The organism is Ottowia beijingensis (assembly GCF_042680925.1).
GTDB lineage: Bacteria > Pseudomonadota > Gammaproteobacteria > Burkholderiales > Burkholderiaceae_C > Ottowia > Ottowia beijingensis.
In genome coordinates this window covers 17,026-33,026 of the sequence record NZ_JBHUEP010000001.1, presented here as the reverse complement: position 1 = coordinate 33,026, position 16,001 = coordinate 17,026, and the positions used below count along the sequence as shown (strand labels likewise).

The 16,001-nt window shown below is 70.6% G+C and carries 16 protein-coding genes; 8 read left to right on the top strand and 8 right to left on the bottom strand.

The window, feature by feature from the left end; genetic code table 11:
- Positions 1 to 204: 204 nt before the first annotated feature.
- Positions 205 to 810 (bottom strand): M23 family metallopeptidase, encoded by a 606-nt coding sequence (locus ACFSCU_RS00165; RefSeq protein WP_377559447.1) that lies wholly within the window; start codon positions 808 to 810, stop codon positions 205 to 207.
- A gap of 7 nt (positions 811 to 817) precedes the next feature.
- On the bottom strand, positions 818 to 1,519 hold the full coding sequence (locus tag ACFSCU_RS00160) for a tellurite resistance TerB family protein (RefSeq protein ID WP_180550498.1): 702 nt from the start codon (positions 1,517 to 1,519) through the stop codon (positions 818 to 820).
- Between the two features lie 118 nt (positions 1,520 to 1,637).
- Between ACFSCU_RS00160 and ACFSCU_RS00155 the strand changes: the two genes are divergently transcribed.
- Entirely contained in the window at positions 1,638 to 3,353 is a 1,716-nt protein-coding gene (locus ACFSCU_RS00155; RefSeq protein WP_180550499.1) for an IPTL-CTERM sorting domain-containing protein, read from the top strand.
- 101 nt (positions 3,354 to 3,454) lie between these two features.
- Here ACFSCU_RS00155 and ACFSCU_RS00150 read toward each other — a convergent pair whose 3' ends face one another.
- The 3 genes from ACFSCU_RS00150 to ACFSCU_RS00140 form a co-directional block, all read right to left on the bottom strand.
- Positions 3,455 to 5,137, bottom strand: a complete 1,683-nt coding sequence (locus tag ACFSCU_RS00150; RefSeq protein WP_377559446.1) for a GMC family oxidoreductase — start codon at positions 5,135 to 5,137, stop codon at positions 3,455 to 3,457.
- 355 nt (positions 5,138 to 5,492) lie between these two features.
- A complete protein-coding gene (locus tag ACFSCU_RS00145) occupies positions 5,493 to 6,188 on the bottom strand; it encodes a hypothetical protein (protein ID WP_180550500.1) in 696 nt (231 codons plus the stop codon).
- 76 nt (positions 6,189 to 6,264) lie between these two features.
- A complete protein-coding gene (locus ACFSCU_RS00140; RefSeq protein ID WP_377559445.1) occupies positions 6,265 to 6,825 on the bottom strand; it encodes a bactofilin family protein in 561 nt (186 codons plus the stop codon).
- 255 nt (positions 6,826 to 7,080) lie between these two features.
- Between ACFSCU_RS00140 and ACFSCU_RS00135 the strand changes: the two genes are divergently transcribed.
- The 5 genes from ACFSCU_RS00135 (at position 7,081) to ACFSCU_RS00115 (ending at position 11,658) form a co-directional block, all read left to right on the top strand.
- Entirely contained in the window at positions 7,081 to 8,202 is a 1,122-nt protein-coding gene (locus ACFSCU_RS00135; protein WP_377559444.1) for an MlaE family ABC transporter permease, read from the top strand.
- Positions 8,203 to 8,447: 245 nt separating this feature from the next.
- On the top strand, positions 8,448 to 9,242 hold the full coding sequence (locus ACFSCU_RS00130; RefSeq protein ID WP_257646109.1) for an ABC transporter ATP-binding protein: 795 nt from the start codon (positions 8,448 to 8,450) through the stop codon (positions 9,240 to 9,242).
- A 9-nt stretch (positions 9,243 to 9,251) separates the two neighbouring features.
- Positions 9,252 to 10,265 carry an MlaD family protein gene (locus ACFSCU_RS00125; RefSeq protein WP_377559442.1) on the top strand — a complete coding sequence of 338 codons (1,014 nt, stop codon included), beginning with the start codon at positions 9,252 to 9,254 and terminating at the stop codon, positions 10,263 to 10,265.
- Between the two features lie 92 nt (positions 10,266 to 10,357).
- Positions 10,358 to 10,936 carry an ABC-type transport auxiliary lipoprotein family protein gene (locus ACFSCU_RS00120; RefSeq protein ID WP_377559441.1) on the top strand — a complete coding sequence of 193 codons (579 nt, stop codon included), beginning with the start codon at positions 10,358 to 10,360 and terminating at the stop codon, positions 10,934 to 10,936.
- A complete protein-coding gene (locus ACFSCU_RS00115; protein WP_180550502.1) occupies positions 10,933 to 11,658 on the top strand; it encodes an aldolase in 726 nt (241 codons plus the stop codon). Before ACFSCU_RS00120 ends, ACFSCU_RS00115 begins: the two co-directional genes overlap by 4 nt.
- A 108-nt stretch (positions 11,659 to 11,766) precedes the next feature.
- On the opposite strand, the gene ACFSCU_RS00110 is transcribed toward ACFSCU_RS00115, so the two are convergent.
- A complete protein-coding gene (locus ACFSCU_RS00110; protein ID WP_377559440.1) occupies positions 11,767 to 12,354 on the bottom strand; it encodes an NAD(P)H-dependent oxidoreductase in 588 nt (195 codons plus the stop codon).
- 122 nt (positions 12,355 to 12,476) lie between these two features.
- Between ACFSCU_RS00110 and ACFSCU_RS00105 the strand changes: the two genes are divergently transcribed.
- The gene (locus ACFSCU_RS00105; protein ID WP_180550503.1) at positions 12,477 to 13,409 is read left to right on the top strand and encodes a LysR family transcriptional regulator; all 933 of its coding nucleotides are present in this window, start codon (positions 12,477 to 12,479) and stop codon (positions 13,407 to 13,409) included.
- A gap of 55 nt (positions 13,410 to 13,464) precedes the next feature.
- Here ACFSCU_RS00105 and ACFSCU_RS00100 read toward each other — a convergent pair whose 3' ends face one another.
- Complete coding sequence (locus tag ACFSCU_RS00100) at positions 13,465 to 13,959, bottom strand: MaoC family dehydratase (RefSeq protein WP_180550504.1); 495 nt, start codon at positions 13,957 to 13,959, stop codon at positions 13,465 to 13,467.
- A gap of 80 nt (positions 13,960 to 14,039) precedes the next feature.
- Between ACFSCU_RS00100 and ACFSCU_RS00095 the strand changes: the two genes are divergently transcribed.
- The gene (locus ACFSCU_RS00095) at positions 14,040 to 15,167 is read left to right on the top strand and encodes an NHL repeat-containing protein (protein WP_377559439.1); all 1,128 of its coding nucleotides are present in this window, start codon (positions 14,040 to 14,042) and stop codon (positions 15,165 to 15,167) included.
- Positions 15,168 to 15,217: 50 nt separating this feature from the next.
- Here ACFSCU_RS00095 and ACFSCU_RS00090 read toward each other — a convergent pair whose 3' ends face one another.
- Positions 15,218 to 15,970, bottom strand: a complete 753-nt coding sequence (locus ACFSCU_RS00090) for an SDR family oxidoreductase (protein WP_308645834.1) — start codon at positions 15,968 to 15,970, stop codon at positions 15,218 to 15,220.
- Positions 15,971 to 16,001 lie beyond the last annotated feature (31 nt).

Below are 16,001 nucleotides of genomic sequence, written 5' to 3'. Positions count from 1 at the left end.
CTCCCGCTGGCGGGAGAGGGCTGGGATCCAGCACCCCTGTGGGAGCGGGCTTGCCCGCGATGGCCGCATCCCATCCAACCGAAGCGCAGATACTCCCTGTATATCAGCTCGTCAGCGCTTGATGGCTGGTCGCTGAAGTCATATACCCCATGTGAAAGACTTCATCGCCATGCCCCACACCCCCGACGCCCGCCCCGCCAGCACTCAGGGCCTGCGCGACCCGGCTCCCTGCGCCCCTGCGCGCACCAGCGGCCACGGGTTCAGCGCCCCATCGGCGCCGTAGATGCCGTAATGCAGATGCGGCGGCGTGCCCTGTGCGTTGCCGGTGGTGCCCACGAAGCCGAGCAGCGTGCCGGGCTGCACCACGTCGCCGGTCTGCAGGCCGGGCGCCCAGTCGTCCAGGTGCGCGTAGTAATGCCGCTCGCGCGCCGGCCCCAGCACCCACACCTGCCGGCCGCCCAGGCCGCCGTCGCGCACGGCGGTGACGATGCCCACCGTGCTGCTGCGCACCGGCGTGCCGCGCGGCGCGAAGATGTCCACCCCCTCGTGCCCGCGCGCGCCGCCGTCGCGCGCGGCGCCCCAGGTGTCGGCAATGCGGCGCGCGGCCACGCCCTCCACCGGCACCGGCAGGGCCGTGGGCGGGTCCATCCGCGTGATCTGCCACAGCATGCGCGGGCGGTCCATCAAAGGCTGCTGCCACAGCCAGCCGCCGCCCCGCCACAGCACCGCGCCCCACAGCGCCAGCCACAGCAGGCTGCGCAGCCGCTGCGCCATGCTGCGGCGCGGCCGGGGGCGCGGGCGGGCGGGCACGCGCGCTTCAGGCCCCGGCGGTGGCCTGCGCCAGCTGGTGCTGCAGGCGCTGCTGCAGCGCCGGCTCCAGCTTCAGCTGCTTCGCCAGTTCGTCCAGGTAGGCACGCTCCATGAAGCTCTGCTCATCGGCCACCAGCAGGCTGGCCAGGTACATCTCGCCCGCCATCTCGGGCGTGGTGGCGGCGCGGGCCACTTCGGCCGGGTCGAGCGGCTTGGCCAGTTCGGCGTTCAGCCATTGCTGCACGTCGGCGGCCAGGCCCTGGCGCGCCAGCTCGCCCTCGATCAGCCCGCGCTCGCGCGCGTCGATGTGCCCGTCGGCCTTGGCGGCGGCCACGATGGCCTGCAGGATGGCGGCGCTGTGCGCGCTGGCCTGCGCGGCGGGCAGGCGGTCCACCGTCTGCGGCGTGGGCAGCGCGGGCGCCTGTGCCGGCGGCAGACCCGCGGTGCCGGCCTGCTGGCGCTGGTATTCGGTGTAGGTGTTGTAGACTATCATGCCCAGCGCCGCCAGACCGCCGTAGCTGGCCAGCTTGCGCGTCTTCTTGTTCTTGCCCAGCAGCAGCCCCAGCGCCCCGCCCGTCAGCGTGCCGCGCCCGAAGTCGCTGTTGATCGCCCCGCCGATGCCGCTGCCACGGTTGGTCTGGTTGGCGCCAGTGACGGTGGCGCCGGCGGATTTCAGAAGGTGGTCGAGGAAGCCGGTGAGGTGGTTCATGGTGCTAAGACGGCCAAATAAAGCCTGATGAAGATGGGGTGAGACACAAGAGTATCAACCCGGTGGGGATTGAGACAAAACTCACGCTTTCGTTTCGTTTGATGTCAGAGGGGCCTTCATGTACCAAAACAGGTTGCCGCAACGCTGTTCGTCCACGTCGCAGGACGTGCCCGCCGTGTTGCCGCGTTATCCCGGCTGGCGCTGGCGCAGTGTGGTCTTGGCCGGCGCGCTGGGCTGTGGCATGTCGCTGGCCGCGGCGCAGACGGTGCTGCTTGACGGCGCCACCGGGCCGGCGACGGTGCCGGCGGGGGTGTATTGGCTCGACGTCACCGTGACCAGCGCCAGCGGTGGTGGCGGTGGCTATGACGAAGGCGCCAAGGCCGGCGACGGCGGTGCGGGTGTCACTGTCACGGCACGTGTGGCTGTCGTGCCTGGACAGACCGTGAGTGCCGTGATCGGCCAGGCGGGCGCCGGCGGTTTGCCCAAGCAGATCGGCACCGGCGGCGGCGCGGGCGGCGCGGGCGCAGGTGCCGGGGGCAATGGCGGCAACGCCAACCTGAACCCCAACAGTGGCGGCGGTGGCGGTGGCGGTGGCGCCAGCGTGGTGACCATTGGCAGCTCGGTGGTGCGCGCTGGTGGCGGCGGCGGCGGTGGCGGAGGATCGTGGCAGATCATCGGCGACCCTGGAGCTTCCGCAGCCACCTCCGTGGCCAACGCAGCCGACTGCGCCACGCCGGCCCCAGGGGAGCCGGGCCTGGGCGCTTTGCCGGGTGATGGCGCTGGCGGCGGCGGCGGTGGCGGCGGCTACCTGGGCGCCGCAGGCACCGGTGGCGAGACCGCGATCGAGGACGGGCCCGCCATTGGCGCCCCTGCGCAAGGTGGTGGCGCGGGTGGTTCTTGCGTGTTCATGACCGGCCCCAACGTGCTGGAGGCCGCGCCTATGGCCGTGGCCGGGCCCGCTGGGGGCGTCGGCGCGTCGACCAATGCCGCTGGTGGTCCGGGTAACCGGGGCACGGTGCGCGTGGTGACCAATGCCAGCGCGCGCCTGGAGGCGGCCATGGCGGCGGCGTTCAGCAACGTGCCGCCCACCTTGATGCCGGGCCAGACCAGCAACGTCACGCTGACCTGCACCAACAACGGTCCTGGTGCGGCCATCGACGCCGCCTGTGTACCCACCGTCGCCAGCGGTGGGGCCACGGTGTCCAACGTGATGTGTACGCCGCCGTCGCCTGCCGCCGTGCTCGACCCCGGTGCCGCGATGGTGTGCACCTTCGACCTGACGGCGACGAGCAGCGCGGGACCAGTGGAGCTCGCCGGCACCGCCAGCGGCGGCACCGGCCCCGACGCAGTTGCCACGGCGGAGACCGCCGTGCAGGCGGCGGGCATGAGCGTGGCCATCGGCCTGCCGGCCAATGTGATCGCGGGAGCCACCGCGCCCGGCACGCTGGTGTGCACCAACAGCGGGCCAGCCGCCGCGCCGGTCGCCACCTGCGCGCTGGATGCCCTGCCCGCCGGCAGCGGCGAGGTGCGCAACCTGGTGTGCACGCCGACACCGCCGACGCCACTGGCGGCCGGCGAGGCGATCAACTGCACCTTCGACTACGTGGCACCGGCGGCGCTGCCGGCCGGCCCCGTCACCCTGCAGGCCAGCACGACGTCGGGGCTGACGGGGGCGCCGGTGGTCACCGCTACCGCCAGCCTGACGGTCACCCAGGCTGGTGCGACCGGCGTGCAGGCCGTGCCCACGCTGCAGTTCTGGGGCCTGCTGCTGATGAGTGGCCTGCTGGCCGGCCTGGGGCTGCGCGCGCAGCGCGGCCGCAGCGGGCGCCGCTGACCGCGCGGCCGCGGTCAGCGCAGGGCAGTCATCCGTCGGGCCGCGCCCTGCGGCTCGGCGTGCGCCAACGGCGTTTTTCTCTCAACCCTGCCGCAGGGGGCTCAAGCCCCCGCCATCCACCTTGCCGCCTTCTCCGCCATCATCAGCGTGGGGCTGTTGGTGTTGCCGCTGGTGATGGTGGGCATGGCGCCGGCGTCGACCACGCGCAGGCCGGCGATCAGGCCGTTGGCGCCGTCACGCACCTGCAGGCGCGGGGTGAGCACGGCCATGGGGTCGTCGTCACGCCCCATCTTGGTGGTGCCGACGGGGTGGAAGATGGTGCTGGCGATGTCGCCGGCCAGGCGCGCCAGTTCCTCGTCGGTCTGGTACTGCACGCCGGGTTTGAACTCTTCGGGCTTGAAGCGCGCCATGGCGGGCTGGGCCATGATGCGGCGGGTGACGCGCAGGCTGTCGGCGGCGACCTGGCGGTCGTCTTCAGTGGCCAGGTAGTTGGGGGCGATGGCGGGGGCGTCGTCGAAGCGCGGGCTCTTGATGTGCACGGTGCCGCGGCTGGTGGGGTTGAGGTTGCACACGCTGGCGGTGATGGCCGCAAAGCGGTGCAGCGGCTCGCCGAAGGCGTCCAGACTGAGCGGCTGCACGTGGTATTCGATGTTCGGCCACTCGAAGGCGGGGGATGAGCGCGTGAAGGCGCCGAGCTGGCTGGGCGCCATGCTCATGGGGCCGCTGCGGCGCCACGCGTATTCCAGCCCGATCAGGCCCTTGCCCCACAGCGTGCTGGCCAGCTGGTTCAGCGTCTTGCCGCCGGCGATCTTGTAGACGCTGCGGATCTGCAGGTGGTCCTGCAGGTTGGCGCCCACGCCGGGCAGCTCGGCCATCATCGGCACGCCGTGCTGGTGCAGCAGTTCGGCCGGGCCGATGCCCGACAGTTGCAGGATCTGCGGCGAGCCGATGCTGCCGGCGCTGAGCACCACCTCGCGCGCGGCGCGCAGCGTCAGCGCCTGGCCGCCGCGCACCAGTTCTACGCCGGTGCAGCGCAGGCCAGCATCGCCGCGCTCGATCAGCAGTCGCCTGACCTGCGCGCCGGTCCACACCGTCAGGTTGGGGCGCTGCAGGGCGGGGCGCAGAAAGGCCTTGGCGGTGTTCCAGCGCCAGCCAGCCTTCTGGTTGACCTCGAAGTAGCCCACGCCTTCGTTGGTGCCGCGGTTGAAGTCGTCGGTGGCGGGGATGCCCGCCTCCTGCGCGGCGGCGGCGAAGGCGTCGAGCACGTCCCAGCGCAGGCGCTGCTTCTCCACGCGCCACTCGCCGCCGTGGCCGTGCAGTTCGCTGAATTTGGATGAAATCGGGCTCTGGCGCCCGTCTGGCGAGCGCAAGGCGCTATCGAGTTTGTAGTGATCCTCGTGCGCCTTGAAGTCGGACAGGCAATGGTCCCAGCGCCATTCTTCGTCGCCCGTCAGCGCGGCCCACTGGTCGTAGTCGCGCGACTGGCCGCGCATGTAGATCATGCCGTTGATGCTGCTGCAGCCCCCCAGCACCTTGCCGCGCGGGTAGCGCAGGGTGCGGCCGTTCAGGCCCGCGGCGGGCTCGGTCTGGTAGAGCCAGTCGGTGCGCGGGTTGCCGATGCAGTACAGGTAGCCGACGGGGATGTGCACCCAGTGGTAGTCGTCCTTGCCACCGGCCTCGATGAGCAGAACACGCCGCGACGAATCGCGCGACAGCCGGTTGGCCAGCAGGCAGCCGGCCGTGCCGGCGCCGACGATGATGAAGTCGAATGTGGGCTCGCTCATGGCGCTTGTCTCCTGCGGCGGCAGCATGCCACAGGGTGGGGCGCGACGGTGTCGCTGATGCTGCGGGGTGCGCCGGCGTGTTGTGGGAGCGGGCTTGCCCGGGATGGGGCGGTTGTGTGGAGGTGACGCCTATCGCGGGCAAGCCCGCTCCCACAGAGCCGTGAGCCAAATCGGCCTCCAGCGCCCGACCAACAAGCGCGGGCAGCTACAAAAACAATAGAGATCGGCGCCGCGCAGCAGGCGCCCTTCCGATGGCCGCGGAGCAGGCCACGCGGGAACGCCGCGGCCGGACCTGCGCCGGCCGCCAGCGTTGTCCCCCCTCAGGGGGGAAGCGGCGCCAGCCGCTCAGGGGGAGTCATCTCACCGGAAGAAACGCCAGCAGCGGCGCCGCCACCAGCCCCTGCACGTAGCCGATCAAGGCGCGGCGGTAGCGCTCGGTGGTGTAGGTGGCCAGCAGGTCGAGCCGGCCGATGATCTTGCCGAACTCGCGCTCGAAGCTCAGGTTGCGCGCGTCGGGGCCGATCTCGTTGGCCAGCAGCAGCGGCTGGCCCTGCGCGTTCTTGCGCGTGTTCAGCACCCACAGCGCGATCTCCATGTTGCGGGCGGCGTTGTACAGGTGCTGTGGATCGACACCGTCGAGGTAGTAGAACTCGCGCTTGCCGCCGTGCGCGGTCACGATGGTGTCGGCGCAGGCGACGATGAAGGCGGCCACGCGGTCGCCGGCAAAGTCGGGCGACAGCGCCAGCGACAGCGCCGCCACGTCGCGCTGGCCGGCCAGCGGTGCCCACGGCTGGGCCGACAGCAGTGCCAGCTCCAGCTGCGCCAGCGCTGTTTCGCGCGTGGCGGCGCTCTTGCGCCACTCGGCCGGGTTGCGGCGGTACAGCTTGTCCGCCAGCAGCATCAGGCTGCGGTGGTTGGCCGCCATGGCGTTCTGGGTGATGCGGTTGCCCTCGCTCTGCAGCAGCTCGCCGCTGCTGAACTCGGCGCCCTGCACCGCGCCGCGCGGGGTGGGCGCGCTGCTGCAGCCGGCCAGTCCGGCGCAGGCAAGCAAAAGGGCCGTCGCAACGGCCCTGATGGCGTGCCCGCCAGCCACCACGGCGGCTGCGGGCGGTTGGTTGGTGGCCGCGTCAAGCGGCGATGGCGGCCTGCTCGCCCTTGGCGGTGCTGGTGCCGGTCGAGGATTTGCTGTCGCTGTTGCCACTGGTGCCGAACGTGATTTCACCGGAGAGCTGCCCCCCTTCTTCGATCACGATCTTGCCATAGCGAATCTTGCCGGTGACCTTGCCGGTGGAGAAGATCACCAGCTTCTGGCGCACCGTCAGGTTGCCGTCGAAGGTGCCGCGCACTTCGGCGATGTCGATCTCCGCCGAGCCCTTGAAGGCGCCCTGCTCGGCGATCTGGATCACGCGCGAGTTCATGGTGGCTTCCACGGTGCCTTCCACGACCAGCGTGTCGCAGTCGGTGATCTCGACGCCCTTGAGCTTGATGTTGGGGCCGACCGTCAGCTTGGCGCCGCTTTCGGGCGCAGCGGGCGTGGCCGGCACCGGCGTGGCGGCGGGGGCGGAGAAGGGCTGTGCGCTGCTGCTGGCCGAACCGAGTGAACTGGTGCCGCCCAGCGTGGAGCTGCCGGGCGTGCGGGGGGCGGTGGGTTCTTCGCGCTTGCCGAAGAAGGGGCCTTGAAGTGCCATGCTTGCTGATCTCCTGGTGACAATCGGTCGATCCTAACGGGGGCAGTGATGTTTTTCACAAACATTAGGAAAAAATCGTAACGATCCGCCCCCGTGCGCCGGCGCCCGCCCGCCAGAACGAGCGCCCGGCCTACAGCGGATTCGGCCCCGCGGACCCGCGCCATTCATACCAAGGCAGTACCATCCGTGGCTGCCCGGGCAGGGAGCGCCACCGCACCGTGGGTGACGCCCGACCCGACCCGGCCCCCGCCGCGCATGCCCTCCGACACCGAACCCCGCATCGACACCCAGAAGACCGCCCAAGGTGTGCAGGCCGTGCTGCGCGGCGAATGGACTGCCGCCAGCCTGACGGCGGGCAAGACCTGGCGCGCCGTGACCGCGGCCCTGGGCGGCACCACCGGCGCCGCTGCCTGGGATTTGCGCGGGCTGGACGCGCTGGACCACCTGGGCGCGCTGACGCTGTGGAACCACTGGGGCCGCGCGTGGCCGGCGCAGCTGGCGGTGCGCGACGACCAGCGCGCGCTGCTGGAGCGCGTGGCCGCCTACCCGCCGGCCGAGCTGCCGGCGCGCCGGCTGTCGCTGGCGCAGCGCGTGGATGCACTGGGCCTGTGGGTGATGCAGGCGCTGGGCCAGGTGCGCGACTTCGTGCGGCTGATGGGCCAGCTGCTGCTCGACTTTCTGCGCCTGCTGGGCGCCCCGCACTGGGGGCCGTGGCGCGATTTCTCGGGCCACCTGTACCGCATCGGCGCGCAGGCGCTGCCGATCACGGCGCTGGTGGGCTTCCTGATCGGCGTGGTGCTGGCCTACCTGATGAGCCAGGTGCTGCGCCAGTTCGGCGCCGAGACCTTCATCGTCAACATCCTCGGCCTGGCGCTGATCCGCGAGCTGGGGCCGCTGCTGGCGGCGGTGCTGATCGCCGGGCGCTCGGGCTCGGCCATCACGGCGCAGATCGGCGTGATGCGGGTGACGGAAGAGCTGGACGCCATGCGCGTGCTGGGCATTCCGGCCGGCTTCCGCCTGGTGCTGCCGCGCGCGCTGGCGCTGGCCATCGCCATGCCGCTGCTGGCGGTGTGGACCACGCTGGCCTCGCTGGTGGGCGGCATGCTGGCGTCCGACCTCACGCTGGGCATCAACCCCGGCTACTTCTACGAAGCGCTGCCGACCGTGGTGCCGGTGGCGAACCTGACGCTGGCAGTGGCCAAGTCGGTGGTGTTCGGCGTGTCGATCGCGCTGATCGGCTGCCACTACGGCCTGCGCGTGAAGCCCAATACCGAGAGCCTGGGGCAGGGCACCACGGCGTCGGTGGTGGCGTCGATCACGGCGGTGATCCTGATCGACGCGCTGTTTGCCATTCTGTTCAAGAGTGTGGGGATGTAGAGCATGCTCCCCCCTGAGTCGCTTCGCGCCTTCCCCCAAGGGGGACACCGCCGACGGCCGGGCCAAGCCCGCTCCGTGGCGGTCGCTGGCGTGGCCTGCTCCGCGGCCGTTGGTCATGGGGCGTGGTGTTGGAGGGTCGCATGAGCAACGATGACCAGGTGCTCGCACCCGCCCCCATCGACGCGGCGACGGCGGTCGAGCCACAGGTCGACGCACCGCTGCCGCTGCCCGAGCACGGCGAGCCGATGATCGAGGTGCGCGGGCTGTGGAGCGCCTTTCCCACGCCCGGGGGCGGGCAGCACGTGGTGCACAAGGACTTGGACTTGACCGTGTACCGCGGCGAGGTGCTGACGCTGGTGGGCGGCTCGGGCACCGGCAAAACGGTGCTGCTGCGCCAGATGCTGGGGCTGAACACGCCGCACCAGGGCACCATCACGGTGCTGGGCCAGCCGGTGAGCCAGATGTCGCGCGCCGGCGCGGCGGCGCGCGTGGGCATGCTGTTTCAGCAAGGGGCGCTGTTCTCGGCCTTCAGCGTGCTCGACAACATCGCCTTTCCGCTGCGCGAAACGCGCGCGCTGCCCGACGCGCTGGCGCGCGAGGCGGCGCTGCTCAAGCTGCAGATGGTGGGCCTGAAGGCCAGCGACGCGCACAAGATGCCGAGCGAGCTGTCGGGCGGCATGGTCAAGCGCGTGGCGCTGGCGCGCGCGCTCATCATGGATCCGCCGCTGCTCATGCTCGACGAGCCCACCGCCGGGCTCGACCCCGACAGCTCCGACGCCTTCGTCACCCTGCTGCGCTCGCTGCACCAGGAGCTGGGGCTGACGGTGGTGATGGTCACGCACGACCTGGACACGCTGTTCGAGCTGTCGACCCGCGTGGCCGTGCTGGCCGAGCAGCGCGTGATCATCGCCGCGCCGGTGCCCGAGGTGCTGGCCTTCGACCACCCCTTCATCCACCATTTCTTCCTGGGCGAACGCGGCCAGCGCGCCATGGAGCTGCTGCGCGACCGCCGCACCGCCGCGACCCCGCAAGGACACTGAGAACGCATCATGGAAAACAAAGCCCACGCCCTGGCCGCCGGCGCCTTCGTGCTGGCCGTCACCGCGCTGCTCATCGGCCTGGCCATGTGGCTCCTGCGCGACGAAGTCAACACCACCACCTACGAGATGGTCAGCGCCGAGGCCGTCAGCGGCCTGCAGCCGCAGGCGGCCGTGCGCTACAAGGGCGTGGCCGTCGGCAAGGTGACCGACATCAGCTTCGACCCCGCCAATCGCGCCAACGTGCTGGTGCGCATCGCCGTCTCGCCCGAGGCGCCGATCACCCAATCGACTTTCGCCACGCTGGCGTTCCAGGGCGTCACCGGCCTGTCCTTCGTGCAGCTCGACGACGAGGGCAAGTCGGCCGAGCCGCCGCCGCCCGGCCCCAACGGGCCGCCGCGCATCCCGCTCAAGCCCAGCGCGCTGGGGCAACTGACCGACCTGGCGGGCGAGCTGGCCAACAAGGTGGGCCAGATCACCGACCGCGTGAACACCGTGCTGAGCGACGAGAACCAGGCCGCCTTCAGCGCCGCGCTGCAGGAGATCGGCGAGGCCGCCAAGAGCACCAGGCAGCTGGCGCAGACCGCCGACCGGACCATCCAGGCCCAGCTGGATCCGGCGCGCACCAACATCCCGCGTCTGGTGCAGCAGGCCAGCACGGCGATCCAGTCGATCGACAGCGCGGCGCAGCAGACGCGCCGCACCGTGGCCAGCTTCGACAGCGTGGCCGGCGACGTGAAGCGCGCCGTCGACCAGGTGGCCGGCAAGGGTGGCGTGGTGGATCAGCTCAGCGAAAGCGCCAACACGGTGACCGCCACCACGCTGCCGCGCATCCAGAGCCTGACCGAGGACGCCAGCCGCACCATCCGCCGGCTCGACCGCATCGCCAACTCGCTGAGCGAGAACCCGCAGGCCTTCATCTACGGCACCGGCACCATTCCGCCCGGCCCGGGCGAGCCCGGCTTTGGCCAGCCGGCCCCCGGCGGCCCCACGCCCACCGCCCCCGCGGCGGCGGCCTCCCGTTGAGGTTTGATATGAAAACAATAGCTGCCAGCGCCCGTCCCGTCTGCGCAAAAGCCGTTTTTCTTTCAATTTTTCTGGCGCTGGCCGGCTGTGCCGTGCCGCTGCCCGACAAGCCGGTGCGCCCCCAGCCCTACGACCTGGGCCCGGCCCTGCCGCTGGCCGCCAACGCCGCGCCCAGCGGCCCGGCGCTGGCGCTCGACCGCGTGGAATCCTCCGCCGCCATCGACGGCACCCACATCATCTACCGCCTGGTGCACAGCGACGGTGGCCAGCAGCCGCGCCCCTACGCCACGGCGCGCTGGACCATGTCGCCGCCGCAACTGCTGACGCAGCGCCTGCGCGAGGCCTTTTCGGCCACGCGGCCGGTGGTCGAATCCGGCGCCGGCCTGGCGCCGCTGGAGCTGCGCGCCGAGCTGGACGAATTCGCCCACATCTTCAGCGCGCCCGCCACCAGCGAAGGCGTGGTGCGCCTGCGCGTGACCGCCGTCGCGCCCGGCGGCCGGGCGCAGCGCCTGGTCGGCCAGCGCACCTTCGAAGTGCGCCAGCCCGCCCCCACGGCCGACGCACCGGGCGGCGTCAGCGCCCTGCGCCAGGCCAGCGACGAGGTGGTGCGCCAGGTCGTGGCCTGGGTCAATGCCCTGCCCGCGCCCGCCGCCGACGCCGCGCGCCGATGACCACACCCGCGCTCGACTTCGACGCCCCGCCGGTGCGCCGCCTGCGCGCCGACCTGGCCCTGGCCCTGCGCGCCGCGGCCCACCACGGCCTGGCGGAAGGCGTGTGCAACCACTTCAGCATCGAGCTGCCCGACGGCTCCGAGCGCTTCCTGCTCAACCCGCGCGGCCTGCTGTGGGCCGAGATCCAGGCCGACGACGTCGTGCTGGTCGACTTCCACGGCCACAAGCTGGCCGGCCGGCACGCGGTGGAGCCGACCGCCATGTACATCCACGCCGCCGTGCACCGCCTCACCGGCCAGGCCTGCGTGCTGCACACGCACATGCCGTACGCCACCGCGCTGACGCTGACGCAGGACCGCGCGCTCGACACGCGCCTGTCGCAGAACGCCATGCGCTTTCACGGCCGGCTGGCGGCCGACCCCGACTACAACGGCCTGGCGCTCGACCACGGCGAGGGTGAGCGCATTGCCCGCGCCATGGGCAGCGCCGAGGTGTGCTTTCTGGGCAACCACGGCGTCATCGTCTGCGGCGCGCGCATCGACCACGCCTACGACGACCTGTACTACCTGGAACGCGCCTGCATGGCCCAGGTGCTGGCGGCCTCCAGCGGCAGCCCGCTGGCGCCGGTGGCCGACGAACTGGCCGCCAGTGTGGCGGCGCAGACGCTGGGCGAGCGCCTGCAGTCCGAGCTGTTCTTCGAGGCGCTGCGCCGGCAGCTTTGAGGGACTGCGCCCGCCGTGGCGAGGGGCGGCCCATCGCGGGCAAGCCCGCTCCCACAAACGGGCCTGCGGGAGCGGGCTTGCCCGCGATACGGCGGCCATCCGCCGCGCTCACAGCGCCACGTGCTCTTCTTCCATCTGCTTGAGCAACCCGGCCAGGCGTTTCTGCGGGTCCAGCAGCGGATCGAGCGCGTGCCGGGCATAGGCCTCGACCCCCTCGGCCAGCGCCTCGGGCGTGGCGCGCACCGCGCCGTGCCACACGAAGGGCGGCAGAAACTTCATGCCGATCAGGTTGGCCGTCTGCTGCAGCGGTTTCAGCAACTCGCTCATCGAATAGGTGTTGTAGCCACCGGCCACATACGCGTCGGCCGGGCCGCCGGTGGAGATGGCCGACAGCCACTCCTTGCCCGCCAGCGCCGTGCCGCCCGGCCCGTAGGCCCAACCGTAGGTCAGCACGTCGTCCAGCCACTGCTTCATCAGCGGCGGCACCGAATACCAGAACAGCGGGTGCTGGAACACGATGCGGTCGTGCGCCAGCAGCACGGCCTGCTCGGCGGCGACGTCGATGGCGCGGTCGGGGTAGAGCGCGTCCAGGTGGCGCACCGTCACGCCCGGCTGGCGCGCCATGTGCTCGGCCCAGCGGCGGTTGACGGTGGATTGGTCGAGGCGCGGATGGAAGACATTGACGAGGGTTTTCATGGCATGGCCTTTCAGGCGGCGGTGGAACATGGCGCCACTGTAGGCAGCCGTCGGTGCGTGAAATAGCCCCGGCCCACCACTTCAGTCGTGCAAAATCAGCACGAATCCACCGCTGCTCCGCCATGCCTTCACGCCCGCTCGACCCGGCCGACCTGCTGCACTTCGCCGCCGTGGCCGATGCCGGCAGCTTTCAGGCCGCGGCCGACCGGCTGCACATCGACCGCTCGGTGCTGTCGCGCTGCGTGGCCGCGCTGGAGGCGCAACTCGGCGTGCAACTCTTGCACCGCAGCACGCGCTCGCTCTCGCTCACCGAGGCCGGCGCCGCCATCGCCGCACGCGCGCGCGATCTGGGCGCGCTGGTGGGCGAGGTGCGCCGCATCGCTGACGACGCACAGGACCAGCCGCGCGGCCTGCTGCGCATCACGGCCGCCACGCACTTCGGCAGCCGCGTGGTGCAGCCGGCCGTGGCGCGCTACCAGGCGCTGCACCCGCAGGTGGCGGTGGAGCTGCGGCTGGACAACCGCCGCACCGACCTGGCGGCCGAGGGGTTCGACCTGGCCATCCGCATCGGCGAGCTGCCCGATTCGTCGCTCATCGCGCGCAAGCTGTGCGACAACCCGCTGCGCCTGGCCGCCGCACCCGCCTTCGTCGCGCGCCACGGCCGCATCGACAGCCTGGCCGCGCTGCTGCGCCTGCCCGCCGTGAGCTACCGCGCCGACGGCCTGCAGCACGAGACGCTGAACTGGATCGACGCCACCGGCCGCGAGCGCAGCGAACCGATGCCGGCCGTCGCGTTCTGGAGCAACAACGGCGAGGCCCTGCTGGCCGCCGTGCTGGCCGGCAGCGGCTGGGGTGTGATGCCGGCCTTTCTGGCCCATGCCGACCTGCAAGCCGGGCGCCTGGTGCCGCTGCTGCCCGATGTGCGCCTGCCGCCCCTCGGCATGGTCTACGCGGTGTATGGCGAGCGCCGCCTGCCGCTGCGCACGCGGCTGTTTCTGGACCGGCTGCAGGACAGCATCGGCGCGCCGCCGGTGTGGGCGCGCGAAGGACCGTAAAGTAAATTGCTATCAAATAGAGATCTGTTCGCGCTTGTCTATCAAGCGCTGGCGCTTATTTTGATGCCGAATCGGCAGGCGCCGGCGTCCGCCGCCTGAACATGCCATAACCGTCCATCATCAGGACCTGCTCGCCGTGCTGGTTGAACATCTCCCACAGCGTTCGCGTCAGGCCGACGTCGGGGCGCGATTTCATGGGGCGCGATTCGAGGATGGTTTGCTTGAGCGTCAGCGTGTCGCCGGGGTACACCGGCGTCAGCCAGCTCACCTTCTCCAGCCCCGGCGAGCCCAGGCTGCTCGACTCGTGCAGAAAGCCGCGCACCATCAGCCCCATCGCCATCGCGCAGGTGTGCCAGCCGCTGGCACTGAGCTTGCCGAACATGGACTTGGCGGCCGCCGCTTCGTCCAGGTGGAAAGGCTGAGGGTCGTACTTGCTGGCAAAGGCGATCACCTCGTCGCGGTCAACGGTGGTGCTGCCGATGTCGAGCGTGGTGCCCACGGGCAGGTCTTCCCAGAAGTACTTGATGTGTTGTTGCGGGTGGTCGGACATGGTGCTGTCGGTGATTCGGGATGAAAACTCTTTTTTTGCTATGGTAGCTGCGCACCAGTTCTACCCAAGGAGTGTCCGTCATGCATGCGACCCACCCATCCAGTCCCCTGCGCTTGGCCGCGCTGAGCGCCATGATGGCCGTGATTGGTCTGACCGCCTGTGGGGGCGGCGACGATGATCCCGCACCGTCTCCGCCCGCGCCGGCCCCGACACCTGCGCCGACCCCATCGCCAGCCCCCGCGGCCAACATCGTGCCGACCAGCATCACTTTGTTGGCCGGTGGCGGTCTGGGAAGCGCGGGCGATTGCGGTGACGCAAATGGCGTCGCCGATCAAGCCCGGTTGGGACAGGCGATGGACATGGCGGTGGCGCCCGATGGCACGGTTCACATGCTGGAGAAAGTGTGTGACGGCAGCGGGCTGACCCGTGTGCGCAGCGTCAGTCCGACCGGCCAGGTCACCACGCCGGCGGTGGCTTCGCGCGAGCCGGTCGTGCCGGGCGGCCCGCTGGTGTCTTTTCGCAATGGTCGCAGCTTGGCCGTGGGCGACGATGGAACGGTTTACTTGAGCGATGGAAATGAATCCTTCTTGCTTTTTCCGAGCTATCACCAACAGGGGCCGGCTACAGGCATATGGACGATCACGCCGACAGGTGCGCAGCCTTTCGCCGGTCTGCGCACCTGGTCGCTGCAACCGGCCGACGGTACCGGCCTGCAGGCTCAGTTCCTCAGTGTCGGACGCCTGGTCTTCGGTCAGGGTGCCCTGTTCGTGCACGACTATCCGGACGTGATTCGCCGGGTGACACGCGATGCGCAGGTCACCACCGTCACGACCACCCTTCAAATGCCGTCAAGCATCACCGCCGATAACGCGGGTGTGGTCTATTACAACAATGGCGCGGGCATGTGGCAGCGGCTTGACGGCACGGGCGGCATTCCCATCCCCAGCAGTGGCGAGGGAACTTCGGCGTCGACGATTTCTTCCGACGGCGCGGTCTATGCCACGGTGCGCAGCAGGACTCGCATGTATATGGACATGTATCGTTACGCCCCCGACGGAAGCGTCGCGAGGATCGCCAGCCAGCTCCCGGGCCAGCCGCCCACTTGGGACACTGTCCCGACGGTCGATCCGCAGATGCTTGACCTCGACCGGGCAGGCAATCTGTACTTGCTCCACGGTTACAAGCTTTGGCGCATTGCGTTCAAATGAGATCAGCCGGATGGCGTGAGAGGTTGACGGCTTGCTGGGGCGCTTGACGGTCAACGGGCTCCAGAAACGTCGATCAAGGACATGGTGGTGTAGCTTGCCGCATCCGACAGCAGCCAGACGATCAACTGCGCGACTTCGTCCGCCGTGCCGCCGCGGCCCATGGGCACGCCGGCTTTCAGTTCTTCGACGCGGTTCGGCCGGCCGCCGGACGCATGAATCTCCGTGTCGATCAGGCCCGGCCGCACGGCGTTGACGCGGATGCCCTGCGGCGCCACTTCTTTCGCCAGCCCGATGGTGAAGGCGTCGATGGCGGCCTTGGCCGCCGCGTAATCGACGTATTCATTGGGTGAGCCCAGCCGCGCCGCCGCGCTGGAAAGGTTGACGATGCTGCCGCCCGCGCCGCCGTGCGCCGTGCCCATGCGCCGCACTGCCTCGCGCGCGCAAATCATCGAGCCGATGACGTTGATGTCGAACATGCGGCGCCAGCGCGCCACGCTTTGCTCGGCCACCGGTTGCGCCCGATCCACCACGCCGGCGTTGTTGACCAGGCCCGTGAGGCGCCCCAGCTTTGAATCGACGTGCGCGAACATCTTGAGCACCTGGGCTTCGTCGGCCACGTCGGCCTGCACGCTGATGGCCGTGCCGCCGCCGGCGCGAATGGCGCGCACCACCTCGTCGGCGGCGAGCGAATTGGCGGCGTAGTTCACCGCCACCGCCCAACCGCCCTGCGCCGCCAGCCGCGCGGTGGCGGCGCCAATGCCCCGGCCGCCGCCGGTGACCAGCAAAACCTTGTCTGTCGCCACGCCGCATCTCCTGTAAAAATCACGCTCGAAG